This is a genomic window from Paenibacillus pasadenensis (genome assembly GCF_023715725.1).
Taxonomy (GTDB): Bacteria; Bacillota; Bacilli; order Paenibacillales; family Paenibacillaceae; genus Paenibacillus_O; species Paenibacillus_O pasadenensis_A.
This window is the reverse complement of record NZ_JAMBOT010000063.1, coordinates 1-422: the sequence shown is the minus strand read 5'-3', so window position 1 is coordinate 422 and position 422 is coordinate 1. Positions and strand designations below refer to the sequence as shown.

1 rRNA gene is annotated in these 422 nt (G+C 57.3%); it reads left to right on the top strand.

Annotation, left to right across the window (positions count from 1 at the left end):
• Nucleotides 1–422 (top strand): 16S ribosomal RNA (locus M3223_RS23975); the annotation flags it as partial.

Sequence of the window (422 nt, the reverse complement as noted above, 5' to 3'; positions counted from 1 at the left end):
CCATCAGATGTGCCCAGATGGGATTAGCTAGTAGGTGGGGTAACGGCTCACCTAGGCGACGATCCCTAGCTGGTCTGAGAGGATGACCAGCCACACTGGAACTGAGACACGGTCCAGACTCCTACGGGAGGCAGCAGTGGGGAATATTGCACAATGGGCGCAAGCCTGATGCAGCCATGCCGCGTGTGTGAAGAAGGCCTTCGGGTTGTAAAGCACTTTCAGCGGGGAGGAAGGCGCCAAGGTTAATAACCTTGGCGATTGACGTTACCCGCAGAAGAAGCACCGGCTAACTCCGTGCCAGAAGCCGCGGTAATACGGAGGGTGCCAGCGTTAATCGGAATTACTGGGCGTACAGCGCACGCAGGCGGTCTGTCAAGTCGGATGTGAAATCCCCGGGCTCAACCTGGGACCTGCATTCGAAA